Origin of the sequence: Polynucleobacter meluiroseus (assembly GCF_900205755.1) — a bacterium.
Taxonomy (GTDB): Bacteria; Pseudomonadota; Gammaproteobacteria; order Burkholderiales; family Burkholderiaceae; genus Polynucleobacter; species Polynucleobacter meluiroseus.
The window spans coordinates 45105-60372 of sequence record NZ_OANS01000002.1 but is presented as its reverse complement, the minus strand read 5'-3'; the positions used below and the strand labels follow the sequence as shown (position 1 = coordinate 60372).

At 44.8% G+C, this 15268-nt stretch carries 16 protein-coding genes; 10 read left to right on the top strand and 6 right to left on the bottom strand.

Annotated elements, in window-relative coordinates; translation table 11 throughout:
- Positions 1-10: 10 nt before the first annotated feature.
- The 9 genes from CP950_RS03520 to CP950_RS03480 all read left to right on the top strand — a co-directional run bounded on the left by CP950_RS03520 (position 11) and on the right by CP950_RS03480 (position 9894).
- Complete coding sequence (locus CP950_RS03520) at positions 11-1951, top strand: Tar ligand binding domain-containing protein (RefSeq protein ID WP_096672502.1); 1941 nt, start codon at positions 11-13, stop codon at positions 1949-1951.
- A 190-nt stretch (positions 1952-2141) separates the two neighbouring features.
- Complete coding sequence (gene flhB, locus CP950_RS03515) at positions 2142-3302, top strand: flagellar biosynthesis protein FlhB (protein WP_096672501.1); 1161 nt, start codon at positions 2142-2144, stop codon at positions 3300-3302.
- Positions 3299-5377 (top strand): flagellar biosynthesis protein FlhA, encoded by a 2079-nt coding sequence (gene flhA / locus CP950_RS03510; RefSeq protein WP_096672500.1) that lies wholly within the window; start codon positions 3299-3301, stop codon positions 5375-5377. The genes flhB and flhA overlap by 4 nt, the downstream gene beginning before the upstream one ends.
- On the top strand, positions 5374-6681 hold the full coding sequence (gene flhF, locus CP950_RS03505) for a flagellar biosynthesis GTPase FlhF (RefSeq protein ID WP_096672499.1): 1308 nt from the start codon (positions 5374-5376) through the stop codon (positions 6679-6681). The genes flhA and flhF overlap by 4 nt, the downstream gene beginning before the upstream one ends.
- Positions 6674-7210 (top strand): hypothetical protein, encoded by a 537-nt coding sequence (locus CP950_RS03500; protein ID WP_096672498.1) that lies wholly within the window; start codon positions 6674-6676, stop codon positions 7208-7210. Before flhF ends, CP950_RS03500 begins: the two co-directional genes overlap by 8 nt.
- Before the next feature lie 4 nt (positions 7211-7214).
- Positions 7215-7949 carry an RNA polymerase sigma factor FliA gene (locus CP950_RS03495; protein ID WP_096672497.1) on the top strand — a complete coding sequence of 245 codons (735 nt, stop codon included), beginning with the start codon at positions 7215-7217 and terminating at the stop codon, positions 7947-7949.
- Positions 7931-8671 (top strand): flagellar motor protein, encoded by a 741-nt coding sequence (locus tag CP950_RS03490; RefSeq protein ID WP_096672496.1) that lies wholly within the window; start codon positions 7931-7933, stop codon positions 8669-8671. Before CP950_RS03495 ends, CP950_RS03490 begins: the two co-directional genes overlap by 19 nt.
- Positions 8655-9545 carry a flagellar motor protein MotB gene (locus CP950_RS03485; RefSeq protein ID WP_096672495.1) on the top strand — a complete coding sequence of 297 codons (891 nt, stop codon included), beginning with the start codon at positions 8655-8657 and terminating at the stop codon, positions 9543-9545. Before CP950_RS03490 ends, CP950_RS03485 begins: the two co-directional genes overlap by 17 nt.
- 58 nt (positions 9546-9603) lie before the next feature.
- The gene (locus CP950_RS03480) at positions 9604-9894 is read left to right on the top strand and encodes a hypothetical protein (RefSeq protein ID WP_096672494.1); all 291 of its coding nucleotides are present in this window, start codon (positions 9604-9606) and stop codon (positions 9892-9894) included.
- A gap of 53 nt (positions 9895-9947) precedes the next feature.
- Here CP950_RS03480 and CP950_RS03475 read toward each other — a convergent pair whose 3' ends face one another.
- Positions 9948-10274, bottom strand: coding sequence for a hypothetical protein (locus CP950_RS03475; protein ID WP_096672493.1), 327 nt, complete (start codon positions 10272-10274; stop codon positions 9948-9950).
- 107 nt (positions 10275-10381) lie between these two features.
- Between CP950_RS03475 and CP950_RS03470 the strand changes: the two genes are divergently transcribed.
- The gene (locus CP950_RS03470) at positions 10382-10741 is read left to right on the top strand and encodes a hypothetical protein (RefSeq protein ID WP_096672492.1); all 360 of its coding nucleotides are present in this window, start codon (positions 10382-10384) and stop codon (positions 10739-10741) included.
- 28 nt (positions 10742-10769) lie between these two features.
- Here the strand turns inward: CP950_RS03470 and flgJ are convergent, their stop codons facing one another.
- The 5 genes from flgJ to flgF form a co-directional block, all read right to left on the bottom strand.
- Positions 10770-11786: a flagellar assembly peptidoglycan hydrolase FlgJ gene (gene flgJ / locus CP950_RS03465; RefSeq protein ID WP_207760200.1), complete on the bottom strand. Its 1017-nt coding sequence runs from the start codon at positions 11784-11786 to the stop codon at positions 10770-10772.
- 11 nt (positions 11787-11797) lie between these two features.
- Entirely contained in the window at positions 11798-12874 is a 1077-nt protein-coding gene (locus CP950_RS03460) for a flagellar basal body P-ring protein FlgI (protein WP_243391924.1), read from the bottom strand.
- A gap of 120 nt (positions 12875-12994) precedes the next feature.
- Positions 12995-13690 carry a flagellar basal body L-ring protein FlgH gene (locus tag CP950_RS03455; RefSeq protein WP_096672490.1) on the bottom strand — a complete coding sequence of 232 codons (696 nt, stop codon included), beginning with the start codon at positions 13688-13690 and terminating at the stop codon, positions 12995-12997.
- Positions 13691-13695: 5 nt separating this feature from the next.
- Complete coding sequence (flgG, locus tag CP950_RS03450) at positions 13696-14484, bottom strand: flagellar basal-body rod protein FlgG (RefSeq protein WP_096672489.1); 789 nt, start codon at positions 14482-14484, stop codon at positions 13696-13698.
- Between the two features lie 41 nt (positions 14485-14525).
- A complete protein-coding gene (gene flgF, locus CP950_RS03445) occupies positions 14526-15266 on the bottom strand; it encodes a flagellar basal-body rod protein FlgF (protein ID WP_096672488.1) in 741 nt (246 codons plus the stop codon).
- Positions 15267-15268 lie beyond the last annotated feature (2 nt).

The window sequence follows — 15268 nt, the reverse complement described above, 5'->3', positions numbered from 1 at the left end:
AATGTAAATCATGATCAAACTCAATACCGGACTTTCGAAACTTCCTTACTTGCCAGTCAAGGTTAGCCTGCTCGGCATGTTATTGACCGCGCTTGTTATGGCAGGCTTGCTCTTAATCAATACCCAAAGCTGGACTCCAGAATTCAAGATAACTTTAAAGTCGTCAAGCTCTTCATCATCAACAAACACTGCATCTGAATCACCAAAAGCGGATACGCCTGCACCTGTTGATTTAAATAAGCTCAAAGAGCTGATTGCACAAAATCGTATCTTCTTAAATACCGCATACGCAGAGAAAAAATCTCCTGATCCCGTCTCAGAGGAAGTGCGTAATCTAGCGGAACGCGTCACTCAAGATCTTGCACAGATGAATGCTATGTGGCAGTCCTTCTTAGCGCAGCCTTTAAGCGCTGAAGAAAAAACGGTAGCAAGCCAATTTACAAGCGATTTTGACAAGCTGGTTAACCAATCTATCAAACCTGCCGTTGACCTTTTGCAAGTCAATTATTTATCGCAAGCTAGCGCATTACTCGCTCGCACTCAAGGCTTGCAAACGCAAGTGATGACAGATCTAGATGCCCTTATCAAGGCACAAGCGAGCGCAAAACTAATTGCCTTACAAAAGAAAAGTGTTACTGAAGTGAATCCTGCAGCCCCTTCGGTTCCCGTAACTTCTGTAAGTGAGCCAGCCAATGGGCCAAAAGAAGCTTCCTTAGATACTCCCTCAGCAAAATCAAGCGCCCCCTCTTCCAACAACAGCTTGCCAACGGACAAGCTGATGATTATTGCTGTCGGCATGCTAATCATGCTGAGCCTGGCTGCTCAAATCTCTCGAACTCTCAAACATAGTTTAGGCGCTAGTCCTGAAGAATTAACGAAGGCTGCAGGCTATATCGCTAGCGGCCAATTAGATTACCGCATTGCATTGAGTGCAGGTGATCATAGCAGTGCAATGGCAGCTATCAAGGCGATTCAGGGCGAGTGGAAGCAATTCATGCTAGATACCAGCATTTTGAATACCGCCCTGCAAGACGGCAAGCTTTTAGGTCGTCGAGATGCAGATCAACATCGTGGCGCTTTTTATGAGTTCGCTCAAGAACTCAACACTACTATTGATCTGGCAATGCAAAAAGGTCAAGCATCTGAATCTGCGCAGCGCACTATTGAGCAAGCACTCCAAAAAGCTTTAGCGCAAGCTCAAACCATTCCAGCAGCGTTGCAAAACCATGATCTAAGTAAACGGCTATCCGTTGATAGCGAACTGGAAGAAGTCAATTTACTCAACAAGACCATGAATCAACTGCTCGATAAGATGGAAGAGTTCAGTAGTATTGCCCAAGTTCAAGGGGTAGAAATTCAGAAGCTAGCTAAGGAATTAACGCTTTACCATGCAAGCCTGATCAAAGGCGCACAAGAGCAGGCTCAAGTCTTGCAAACCTCCAACCTGAAGATGCAAGGTTTGGGTGAAAGCACCAAACAAAATGCTGAAAACGCTAAGCAAGTTCGGCTCATGGCAGTATCCAGTACTGAAATGGCTAACGCCCTAAGTACCGAAGTAGCGCAAGCAGGCATTCCTTCTGAGAAAATAGATGGCATTAATAAGGTCGTTGAGCGTATTGCCAGCTCCACGCAATATGTTGCTGATATGAGCGCCAACATTACGACCGCCTCTTTAGATCAGAGCCTGAACCTCTACGAGGTGAATGGCGCCGTATCCCAGGTCGAAAAAATAGCCCAGAAAAATGTCGAAACCATGAAAGATACGGCTCTCAGCGGGGAAATGCTCTTGCAACATGCCAATGCTTTAGCCGAGACTTTTGGTCATTTGATAGTTTCAGCACCTCAAAATACCCCCGTCAAGACTGCTTCACTTGATGCGCCAAAGAGTCCAGAACTTGAAAATCCCGCAGCAAATCCTGCTGAAAAAGACCCTGACTGGAAGCTGTTTTAAGCCTCATTTAAGGTCGTCGCTATACCCAACAGTCACTCTAAATCCGATGTTTTTGGCCTTCCATTGCCAATAAACTGGGTTTTAGAAGCTTGAATTAAGGGGGGTTCACCCCCCTTTTCCAGCAATTCATTTAAGCCCCGCTCGCTGAAAATCATTTATCAGCAATTTAATCCCTTTTTAAGGTTTAGCGGTGGCAGAAGAAAGCGATTTAGAAAAATCAGAACAGGCCTCGTCGACGCGACTAGAAAAAGCGTACGAAGAGGGTGACGTTCCTCGCTCCAAGGAATTGGCGACTTGCGTCTTGCTGTTTACTGCCGGCATGTCAGTCTGGGGGTTGGGTTATCACCTTAACTCCGCCTTAAAAGATCTACTCAGTAGTGGACTAACTTTTGATAGCAAATTGGCATTCAATCCAGAAGCTGGTCTTAGCCGCACATCAGACCAGGTAATTGACTTATTAATCGCCTTTGCACCGCTTGGCTTTGCACTAATGATTGCCGCCCTTGCAGCGCCAGTATTGGTTGGCGGCTGGAACTTTAGCACTCAATTACTCACGCCCAATTTAGAAAGACTTGATCCCATCAAAGGTATGGGCAATCTCTTTTCTAAAAACTCCTTAGTGGAGCTCGTTAAATCCATTGCCAAGGCAACACTCATTGGTGTGGTGGCTTACTTTGTGATTTCTGCGGATTTTCCTCAACTCATTACCCTATCCCTGGTTCCAGTTGAAGTAGGTCTTGCAAAGACTGGCTTATTTCTTGTCAAGGCATTCATTTTTATTGTGGGTGCTTTGGTAGTCATCGCTTTAGTGGATGTGCCCTATCAACTCTATCGCTATGCTGAAAAGCACAAGATGAGCCGCCAAGAATTAAAACAGGAATCTAAAGAAGGTAACGGTAACCCTGAAATCAAAGCCAAGATTCGCCAACAACAAAGAGAGATGTCACGTCGCCGCATGATGTCGAATGTACAAAAGGCAGATGTCATTATCACCAACCCTACGCACTACTCTGTTGCCATTCAATATAAAGAAGGCGATATGCGAGCTCCGATGCTCCTAGCTAAAGGGACAGATACCTTGGCATTACGTATTCGAGAAATTGCTAAAGAGCATGAAATTTTGATATTGGAATCACCTAAACTTGCGCGTGCTATTTACGCTAATACTGAACTTGATGCAGAAATACCAGAATCTCTATACCTTGCTGTTGCTGAGATTTTGGCCTTTGTATTCCAAGTCAAGAACTTCAACGGTCGCAGCGGCGCTTACCCAACTCAACCACACAATATTGTTGTGCCAGATGAATTAGATCCGTTATCTAACACTAAGCAACTTGAGCTTGCATCATGAACTTCACACAATTTTTAGAATCTCTTAAAAACCTCAATAGCAAGACGATTGCGGGTCCTATCATCATCGTGATGTTACTGGCCATGATGATTTTGCCGATTCCGGCAATTGGCTTGGATCTCTTATTCACCTTCAATATTGCCCTGTCCATCTTGGTTTTGATGATCGGACTGCAAACTGCTAAGCCGCTGGATTTTTTAGCCTTTCCGACAGTACTTTTAGTCACCACGATGCTACGTTTGAGCTTAAACGTAGCCTCTACCCGCTTAGTATTAACGGAAGGCCATACAGGCCCTGCTGCGGCTGGTAAGGTCATCGAAGCTTTTGGACACTTCCTGATTGGCGGTAACTACGCTGTTGGTATTGTGGTTTTTATCATCTTGACCATCATTAACTTTACAGTAGTAACTAAAGGTGCTGGCCGTATTGCTGAAGTGGGCGCCCGTTTTACCTTAGATGCGATGCCCGGTAAGCAGATGGCAATTGATGCCGATCTCAATGCAGGCTTAATCGGTCAAGATGAGGCGCGTAGCCGCCGTGCAGAAATTGGTCAAGAAGCTGAATTTTATGGCGCCATGGATGGTGCCTCGAAATATGTTCGTGGCGATGCGATTGCCGGCATTCTAGTCATCGTCATTAATATTCTGGGCGGTCTGATTGTCGGTATGCTCCAGCATGATTTAAGCTTTAATGAAGCGGTTAAAAATTACACCTTACTAGCTATTGGTGATGGCTTAGTAGCCCAAATTCCATCGCTCATCATTTCAGTTGCGGCCGGTATTGTTGTATCACGCGTTGCGAATAATCAAGATATTGGCACGCAGTTAACCAAGCAACTCTTTACCAATCCGAAGATTCTTAATATCACGGCCATTATCATTGGTGGCATGGGCCTCATTCCCGGCATGCCGAATTTGGCCTTCCTGTTACTTGCAGCCACCCTTGCCGGTATTGCCTATTCCTTAAAGAATCAAAGTAAAAAATTGCTGGAGTCAGAGGCAAATGCAAGTCAAGAAGTGGCTCAAGAGTCTATTGATGCCACTTGGGATGATGTCATGCCAGTCGATGCATTGGGTCTTGAGGTAGGCTTTCGCCTAGTTCCTTTGGTTGATTCACGTCACGGTGGTGATCTCATTAAACGCATTAAGGCACTACGTAAAAAGTTTGCACAAGATGTGGGTTTTTTAACTCCACCTGTGCATATTTGCGACAACCTGGATCTCAAGCCATCTGCCTATGTCATTAAGCTTAAGGGCGTAGAGGTTGCCAAAGGAGAATCCCACTACGGTCAATTTTTAGCCATTAATCCTGGTAACGTGACTGGTGAACTACCAGGCCCGGTGACTTCTGATCCTGCATTTGATTTACCTGCAATCTGGATTGATAATTCACTACGCGAAGACGCCCAAAGTAAAGGCTATACCGTAGTCGATGCAAGTACAGTAATTGCTACTCACCTCAATCATGTGATTGGTATGCATGCCTCAGAATTACTGGGACATCAAGAGGTTCAGCAATTAGTCACTCTACTTGCTAAAGAATCGCCAAAATTAGTTGAAGACCTCATTCCCAAGTTGCTGACGACATCAGTAGTACAAAAAGTACTGCAAAATCTTTTGGTTGAAGGTGTCACGATCCGCGATATGCACACCATCATGGAAACGCTCATTGAATATGCTCCCCATACACAAGATCCCGCCGATCTGACTGCAAAAGTCAGAATCAAATTGGGTCGCGCAATTACGCAACAGCTCTTCCCTCATAGCAATGAGATGTCGGTGATTTCATTAGAAAACAACCTTGAGCGTTTATTGATGCAAGCAGTGACTGGCTCTGGCGAAAACAGCTCAATTGAGCCTGGCATTGCTAAAACCCTTGCCAACGAAGCGAATGAAGCAGCTAAAGCACAAGAGAGAAACGGACATTCCCCAGTATTGCTCGTTGCCTCACCCTTACGCGCGACCTTAGCCAAATTTTTGAAGAGAGTTACGCCTAATCTACGCGTGCTCTCTCATGAAGAATTACCCGATTCTAAAACTATCCGTGTTGCCAACTTAATTGGAGGTTCAGTATGACCATGAAAAAATTTCTAGCCAAAACGACTCGTCAGGCTTTGATGCAAGTCAAAGCAGAGCTTGGTGAAGACGCTACCATTATTTCTAATCGCTCGATTAACGGCTGGACAGAAATTTTGGCGCGCAGTGAATCGAGCGTTCTTCCTGGCTCAAACCTGCTGGGCAGCGTGTCTACCGCTAAGGAACAAGCGGAAAAAGCCTTACAGGCCAAAAAGGTACAAGCTACTGTCGATTTACTCAATGGTAGATCTAGTTCTAAGGTAGCTGCCCCTGTTGTCGAGTTGACTACTACTCATGTAGAAGTCATAGCGCCTAAGGAGCAGCCCGTTGAGATCATCAATCATCCTCAGATTCAGGGGATGCTTAAAGAAATGCGCGAAATGCGCAATCAGTTCCAGGCACAACTGGAGACTCTCTCTAATAGCACTCTTGAGTTCAGCCCTAATAAACGGGATTTGATGAGTCAATTTTTATCTGCTGGCTTTAATCTAGATCTGGCTAAACGCGTGATTAGCAAACTCCCTTCCGATTTTTCTTCTAAAGAAGCCAAGCCTTGGGCAATGAATTTACTGGCTAAGAATATGCAGGCCCTAGAAAATGAAGCGGAAATCATGAACCAACATGGTATTTATGCTTTGCTTGGGCCTACTGGTGTCGGCAAAACTACGACGATTGCCAAAATTGCCTCACGCTTTGTCCTTAAACATGGCAATCAAGACATTGCCTTGGTAAGCACTGATACTTATCGTATTGGCGGTCATGAGCAATTGCGTATTTATGGCAAGATTTTGGGTGTTGAAGTGTTTGCCGCAAAAGATGCTCAAGAATTGCAACAGACCCTTGAGAAATTACAAGACAAGAAGCTCGTCCTCATCGATATGGCTGGTTTAAGCCAAAAAGACAAGATGGTTAGTAGTCAGCTTGATATGCTGTGCGAGGCATCACGTGATATCAAAAAAATCATTTGCCTAAATGCTAGTGGCACCTTGGATACGCTCAATAATGTGAGCAAGGCGTTTGCTGGCAGAGGTTTGGATGGCTGCATTATCACTAAAGTAGATGAAGCAATTGGTTTGGGCGGCGTTATTAATGTGGTTCTGCAAAATAAACTGAAAGTCCTGTATCTCACCAATGGTCAACGTGTTCCAGAAGACATTACTCTAGTCGATAAAATCGCTTTGATTGAAGAGGCTTTCAAACAAGAAGACTCTAGTGATCACCTCTCGATTGTCAGACCAGAAGACTTGCCTGCTTTTTTCAGCAAATCTACAGAGATAACCCAAGGGCATGTTCAATATGCTTAATCCACGCGATCAAGCAGAAGGTCTTAGGCGAATTTTGATGCCTACCAAGGCTTGCCCAATTAAAACCTTAAGTACAAAACTAGCCCAAGGCAAAGGTCAACTCCTCCAAGATCTGACCAAGGATATCGGTGGCCGCGATATCCACTTTATCGACATGAGCCTAGACCAGGCTCAGGAGCTCCCCTTGGCGCTCTTGAATCAACACGAAATCGTACTCAAATTGGCGCAAAGCTCTGAGTCTATAAAGCGGGCTTTTGGAATCATTAAATTGCTGGCCAAAAGTCCTGAAAACCGGGTTTTTGGCATCATCGTCAGCGCCCAAAATGCGGAGACAGTAAAGACGGTTTTTCGTAACTTAAAGCATGCCAGCCGGACTTTTTCACAGATTCAACTGGAACTCATTGGTTTTAGTACACTTAATAACAATTGGGTAAGTCCTGTAGTTTTTGACTCATACCCAGCAATGACGCAAACGATCACTAGAGACCCTATTTTTACCTCACAATTTGGTATAGCCCCTACTCAATAAGATCATGTACAAGGCCGACGGAAAAACAGACCAGAAAGAAACCCTGGTCCACCAATACGCCGACCTGGTCAAAAAAATGGCTTATCAAATCAAGGCCAAGTTGCCGGCTAGCGTTGAGGCAGATGATTTGATCCAAGCAGGCATGATGGGTTTACTAGATGCCGCCGGTAAGTACCAAGATAACCAAGGCGCCCAGTTCAAGACCTATGCGACTCAACGTATTCATGGCGCCATCATGGATGAACTTCGCAGTGCCGACTGGTTGCCGCGCAATATTCGCAAACAGATGCGTGATGTTGAAAAAGCGATTGCCAGCTTACAACATAGTCTTGGCAGAGCCCCCTCCGAAAGCGAAGTAGCTAAAAAGCTCAAGATCGACATTGCCGATTATTTCCAGATTCTGACTGACTGTGGTGGACACCAGCTAATCTACTTTGAAGATGTTCATAAGAATGAAGAAGAAGATCACTTTCTCGATCGCTTTATTCAGAATAATAAAAGTGATGTCATCAACGGCCTGCTGTCTAGGGACTTTAAAGAGGCTCTGAGAGAGTCGATTGATGCCTTGCCAGAACGTGAAAAAATGTTGATGGGTTTGTATTACGAACAAGAACTGAACTTAAAAGAAATTGGCGCTGTGATGAGCGTCACCGAATCTCGTGTTTCCCAAATGCATAGCCAAGCAGTCGCTCGGATACGCGCAACCTTAAAAGAGAAATTATGGACTGGGCCAGCCTAGGCGGTATTGCACTTGCACTAATCGGAATTTTGATTGGTCAATCGATTGATGGCGGCAGAATAGGCTCACTCCTGCAGCCCTCAGCCTTTTTCATTGTGACCTTTGGTACATTTGGCGCAGTCTTACTGCAGAGTCGCCCCGTGAACTTTCGCAGTGGCATTGCCAAACTCAAATATGTCTTTGTTGAACCTGTTGATCAACGTACGGCTTTGGCTATGGAGATTTCACACTGGAGCATGGTGGTCAGAAAAGAAGGTGTCTTAAAGCTCGAGAACTTTATGGTTGAGACTCCCGATCCTTTTGTTAAGAAGATCCTACGTTTAGCGATTGATGGTGCGCCACCGCAAACCATTAAAGAAATCGGTGCTAATGATATTTACCAATACGAACTTCATGAGCGTAATGCCATCAAGATTTGGGACTCTGCTGGTGGTTATGCGCCTACGATTGGCATTTTGGCTGCAGTTATGGGTCTAATCCATGTGATGGAAAACCTCTCTGACCCAACCTTACTGGGAAGCGGTATTGCCATTGCCTTCGTTGCGACGATTTATGGCGTGGGTTTGGCCAACCTGGTTTTCATTCCGATTGCCAACAAGCTCAAAACGCTATTACAGCTTGAAGTTTCCAAATACGAGATGCTTGTTGAGTCTTTAGCATCCATAGCTTATGGCGAACACACCAAGGTGATAGAGGACCGTTTGTCTGGATACCTCCTTTAAAAACCCACCCCTCAAGCGACGTAAGCGCCCAGAAGATCACGAACACCATGATCGCTGGTTGGTGTCCTATGCCGACTTCATTACCCTACTCTTTGCGTTTTTTGTCGTGATGTATGCCAGCTCCAGCATTAATGAAAAAAAGTATGACGCCTTATCTAATTCTCTAATATCCGCCTTTGCACCATTGCAAGCCACCGAAGGGGATAACAAGATAGCTAGCAAAATGAAGTCTAACGGCGATATTGCAGGGACTCAAACTGACGCAAGCCCTATCCTCATTGACCCCTTGGGTCTAATTAGACTCAAACGTGATATGGCCTTTATCAAGCGCGAGAAGATGAATCGGGTTGAAAAAGACCTAACTAAGGCCTTAAAACCACTGATAGAAGACGGCAAAATCGGAGTAATGCAAACCTCTAAAGGGGTGCGTATTGACATCATTGATAGTTATTTATTTAGCCCCGGCTCAGCTAGCGTCACTAGCCCTGCTGCGCTCAATACGCTTGCACAAATTACCCCCATTCTGGCCAAAAGTGATCAAGCAATTGATATTGAAGGTCATACCGATAACCAACCCATCAATACCAAAGCCTTTAACTCCAACTGGGAGCTCTCCGCTATCAGGGCTACTACTGTTCTGAATATCTTGAATCAAAAAGGCATTAGCGAATCACGTTTAAGTGCAACCGGTTTTGGTTCATCCAGACCTATAGATTCAAATGACACTGCGGTAGGGAAAGCAAAAAATAGAAGGGTTTCTATTTTGCTATTGAACGATTCTGTCCAACAACCCGGTTCCGATATTGCACCAGCTAAGTTAGTGCAACCAGCGGTGCAGCCCCAGAATCAGCCTATGGAAACGAAGAGTCAATAAAATTGATTTGAGTGCCGTCTGTAACCAACTAAACACACTGACGCTATAATCTCACCCTATGTCATTCCTTGATCTACTCGGCCCCCTCCTCTTTATTATCCTGATCATTATGGTGATCGGGATTGCTGCTTTCGTGGTCAAGTTGAGTGATGCGATTGATAAGCAAGAAAAAGTCATTAAAACTTTATTTAGAATCATTGAAGAAAATCAGGCTGAAGCCCGCAATGCAATTGATGCTTTTGAATCGACCCGCGAAAAAGTGGTCAGTGTCAGCACCCGCGTAGAAAGTGTCGAGTTTGAACTCAAGGGCATGCGGGATAAAATGAAAGAAGTGGCTTTAAAAAAATAGCTTGGATGTTAGCTATTTATTTTAAATATTCAGCCGCAATCAGCTAACTCACATTACCAAAACTTGATAGGCAATAAGTAGCCGTCAATCTCTCTGCTGAGGGCTTGTTTTGATGAATCCGTAGTGATTTTTTCTTTGACCAAATGAATCATCATATCAATCACGAGTACTCTAACCTCATCTGGGTGCCAAACATTCATACGATCTGTGAATGAGGACAAAAAATTCTTGCCATTCAGACCGCGTAAACCAGGGTGCAAGCTTTCTGAGAGTTCGATAGTCGTAGCCAGAGATTGCATGGCATTACGGTTGCCAGAAAACTGAGTATTAAAGGTTCTGCATAATCTTTCAATTAGCTCGGATTCGGTTAAGGCAGCCATACAGGGTCCAGTTTTAATAGTTTTGAATACAATACATCTCAATAGTCATGGCATTATGACATCCTCTAAAATGAAGCGGTATCCTGGTACGTTATAGCCCAAATCCCTTGAAAACCAATACCTCCAAAATCAGAGTAGCCGACAAAAGAGCTGCCCGACTGCTGTGTCAGGCTTTTAATGACGGCATGCGCAGTGGGGCTGAATATACAGTCGCTTTAGTGAGGATGATAGATGGTCAAAAGAGTCAAATTCCAGAACTAAGATCCCTTGACTCTAAAAGCGTCCTAGCCGCCTCGAATCTGCAAGTGAACGTCATGTTTCCTCATGAATTTCGTAAAAATGCCATTCAAATGATTGTTTTTCTATTATTCAAGCACATCAACCCCAATCTTAGTGGTGCCGATCGCTTCGTAATGGAAGCATTTATAGACGAACAATTAGTACCCCTCAAAGAGTGGGTGCAATAAACCTAGCGGGTTAATTTACCCGAACCCACTAAGAGGGATTGCTCACCCGCTTAATCACACTAGCCAACTTCTTGGCGTAATCCGGATCCGTTGCATACCCCGCTTTTGCCATTGCGTCAGCATAGCTATTAATGTTACCGAGGTTATTAAGAACATTCTGGTAGCGTGGATTACTTGAAATCAAGTTTGCAAAATCTTTAAATGAGTCTGCATAAGAATCGTAGGCTCTGAATTTTTCGACTCTTTGTTGCTTTTCACCATTGATATATTCAGTAGTGACTGCAGAAACAGTTTTACCAGTCCAACTGCCGCCTGCCTTAATGCCAAATAAATTATTACTCTGGGTGCCATCAGCCCCTTTAATTTCTTTCTTACCCCAACCTGTTTCTAAAGCAGCTTGACCCAGCATAAAGTGTGCCGGTAGTCCAGAAGCATTACTAGCCTGCTGTGCATAGCTAGCCATTTTGTTCGTAAAAGAACTAACCGCTTCTTTTAGAGTGCTACCCACAGAAGAGGCCATTGCCTCACCTGCATCTTCTAGCGAAGTAAAGAGTTTGGAGACCTTATCCATGAAAGACGGGCTCGCTTTAGCACTAGACATAGATGCCATTGAGGTATAGGCAGCCACTTTTGAACTAGTATTGGGATCAAAGCGATTCAGACCTAAAGCTTTGGAGGTAATAGGCTCATCCCCTGGCTTCAGTGAATCCGTTGGAATGCCCGCAGACTTACTCAATTGCTTCACCAATACATCAGCCAAGCCAATACCTTTGCCCGATGAGAGTTTTTGGCTCAACTGCTGATCAAACATCGAAGTGTAGAGTTTGTTTTGCTCAGTATTAAAAGGGCCGTCCTGTGGACTGGCTTCACGCATACTTTTGAGCATCATATTGATAAAGATCGCCTCAAATTGCTTAGCAACGCCTTTGATAGCCTCAGGGGAGTTCTCTTTGGCAGATTTTTTGAGACTAGATAGGCTATTAGTATCCAATGCCAGTTGATTGCTGACATCAGACGCTGAAATAGAGTTACTAGGCAATGCCATGGTGGTGTTGCTTAAATAATCTCAAGCTCAGCACGTAGCGAACCAGCTGCTTTGATGGCCTGCAAGATGGCGACCAAGTCTTGTGGTGTGGCACCAACGGCATTCAGCCCACGAACTACATCAGATAAGGATGCGCCACCGGCCAACTGGATTACATTGCCTGGATCTTGGTTCAAGCTCACTTGAGATACCTTCGCCTCAACCGTATTGCCCGTATTCGAGAATGCACTTGGCTGACTGATTACTGGTGTTGTACTGATCACCACAGTCAAGTTACCGTGCGCTACTGCACAGTTCTCTAGCTCAACCGTTTGATTAAGCACAATCGAACCTGTTCTTGCGTTAAGAATGACCTTCGCCTCACCCTTGGCTGGAATGACGTCGATACTTTCTAAGGCAGCTAAGAATTGCACTCGATTACCGTTCTCGACAGTATTCGGATCAATTTGAATCACTCTAGAGTCTTGGGCAAAAGCAATGGGCTTGCCAAAACGCTTATTAATGGCCGCAGTCACAATGCTGGCAGTAGAAAAGTCTGAGCTTCTTAACTCAAGACTGACCATTTCCATACCCAATAAATTATTAGGAATGGTTCTTTCAACAGTCGCCCCCGCAGAAATACGACCTGCATTGAGCTGGTTAATGGTTGCGGAGCTACCGTTAGCGGATGCACTTGCGCCACCAATCACGACGTTACCCTGCGACATGGCATAAACCTGTCCATCAGCACCTTTTAGAGGCGTTAATAGGAGTGTGCCGCCACGTAATGTTTTTGCATTACCCATAGCAGAAACAGTCACATCTAAGTTTTGACCAATTTGTGCAAATGGTGGCAAGTTGGCAGTCACGATTACTGCAGCAACGTTCTTCAACTGAATTTGTGAATAAGTACCCGGAGGCAGAGTAACCCCTAAGGACTGCAACATGTTCAAGGTACTCTGGAGGGTGAATGGAGTTTGCGTAGTTTGGTCACCAGTTCCATCTAAACCCACTACCAAGCCATAACCAATTAATTGGTTACTACGAACGCCTTGGATATTTGCTAAATCTTTAATACGTTCTGCATGTGCAGTAGGAGCAATCACCATACTTGCCAAAAATCCAGCGCAAACGACCAAAAACACCACAAGACTTTTTAGCCACTGAGGTGATTTGTCTGCTCTAAACAATGAAAAACGATGGGTTCTGTTTAGCAATAACATAAGCAATTAGAAAGGCAACATGGTTTTGAAAAAACGGGTTACGGAACTCGCCATATAAGAACTATCAATGGTGTTATTGGTACGATACTCAATGCGCGCATCTGCAACGGTATTGGAATCAACAGTATTATTAACAGTAATCATTTTTGGATTAACCGTTCCTGAGAAACGAATAAACTGTGCACCTTCATCAAAGCCGATTTGCTTCTCGCCTGCTACTGTTAAGTACCCATTAGGTGATACTTCGAGCACAGTTGCTGCAATGCTGCCTGTAAAAGTATTGTCTTGCTGCCCCCCGCCCTTGTTCTCATTTGAAAGACCATTAGCCCAGCTCCAAGTTGGACTGACCGTATTACCAAACTGGTCTTTTGCAGTAGCAGTAGATGATGCAGTCTTAGATGACAAATTATCTAAAGTCGTTTTACTCTGAGTACTCTCGGCCACCACAATTGTGACAGTGTCGCCTACGGCACGGGCACGATTACCTTCAAAAATGGGTCGATAGCTCCCAGTGCTATAAATAGTTCCAGGAGCAGCTTGTCCAGCGTAAGAACGGGTAGTTCCTGGGCCCGGATTTTGCGTAATTGTCGAGGGCGTTACTGCACAAGCTCCCAAGATTGATAGCGCCGAGATGACACTGATCATCTTGATAGAGGAGGAGCATGACAAAGCGCTCCAGCGAAAATTAAACGGTAAATGCATTTGTATTAACCACCCAATTGAGCTAAACGTTGCAACATCTGATCTGATGTTGTAATCGCCTTACTATTGATTTCATAAGCGCGTTGCGTTTGGATCATATTGACCATTTCTTCAACGACGTTCACGTTAGAAGTTTCCACAAAACCTTGTACCAAAACACCGGTGCCATTGGCGCCAGGGTTCGATGGGTTTGGTGTACCAGAGGCTGCAGTTTCTGCATAGAGGTTCTCACCTTTTGCACTCAAACCTGCTGGATTAATAAAGGTTGCCAACTGAATTTGGCCAATTTGCGTTTGCGCAACAGTATTTGGCAAAGTGACAGAAACCACACCGTCAGCGGCAACAGTCACAGTCTGAGCATTAGCCGGAATTGTAATCGGCGGCTGAATCGTATAACCACTTGAAGTGACCAGCTGACCAGTGCTATTAATCTGGAAGCTGCCATCACGGGTATAATGGGTTGTGCCATCTGGCATCAAGACCTGATAGAAACCGCTACCGTTAATGGCGATATCAGTGTTGTTGCTAGTTTGCTGCAAGTTACCTTGAGTAAAGATGCGCTCAGTAGCTACGGGCTTTACACCGGTACCGATTTGCATACCAGAAGGCAATTGGGTCTGCTGCGATGATTGGGCGCCAGGCTGACGTAGGGTTTGATAGAGCAAATCCTCAAACACCGCACGTGATTTTTTAAAGCCAGATGTACTCACGTTCGCCAAGTTATTGGAGATCACATCCATTTGGGTTTGTTGTGCTTCTAGGCCAGTTTTTGAAATCCAGAGCGAGCGTATCATCTTATTTCCTTTAATTTAGGTGCATCTTGACACATAAAGTCTTAACTTAAATTGAAGAGCTGAGCGGCATGTTGGTCGCTATTCTCAGCATTCTTCATGAGCTGCATTTGAATATCGAAGCTACGGGCCAAAGAAATCATATTGACCATACTATGAATCACGCTCACGTTGCTATCTTCTAAGGCGCCATTGACCACCTTCACAGCGGGGTCTGCTGTAAAGCCAGCGCCAGTAGAAGATTTAAATAGGCCATCGTCTCCACGCACTAAACTTTTTTCATCAGGATTAGAAAGCTTTATGACGTCAATCGGAGTAGAAGGACTTCCACTCACTGCAGGATCCACGCTGGAAATCGTGCCATCAGCACCAATGGAGATATTCACGTTTGGGGGGATGGTAATTGGGCCACCACCACCTAGCACATTGCGTCCACCAGCAGTTTGCAAAATACCATTCTCACTAATCTTGAATGAGCCATTGCGGGTCAAACCTTCTGATCCATCAGGGCGTTGCACACTAAACCAGCCCTTACCTTCAATCGCCACATCCAAGGTGCGACCTGTTTGTTTAATAGCGCCTGGGCTAAAGTCTGTACCGCCAGATGCGTTGACTACAAAAGAGCGCGTATCTAAGCTACCACCCTTAATCGGCACAGATAAGAAGGAATCAATCTGCGCTTTAAATCCGGTAGTCGATACGTTCGCCAAATTATTGGAGTTCGTCGCCTGCTGGTCCAAGATGTGTTGGGCTCCAGTCATTGCGGTATAAATAATACGATCCATAG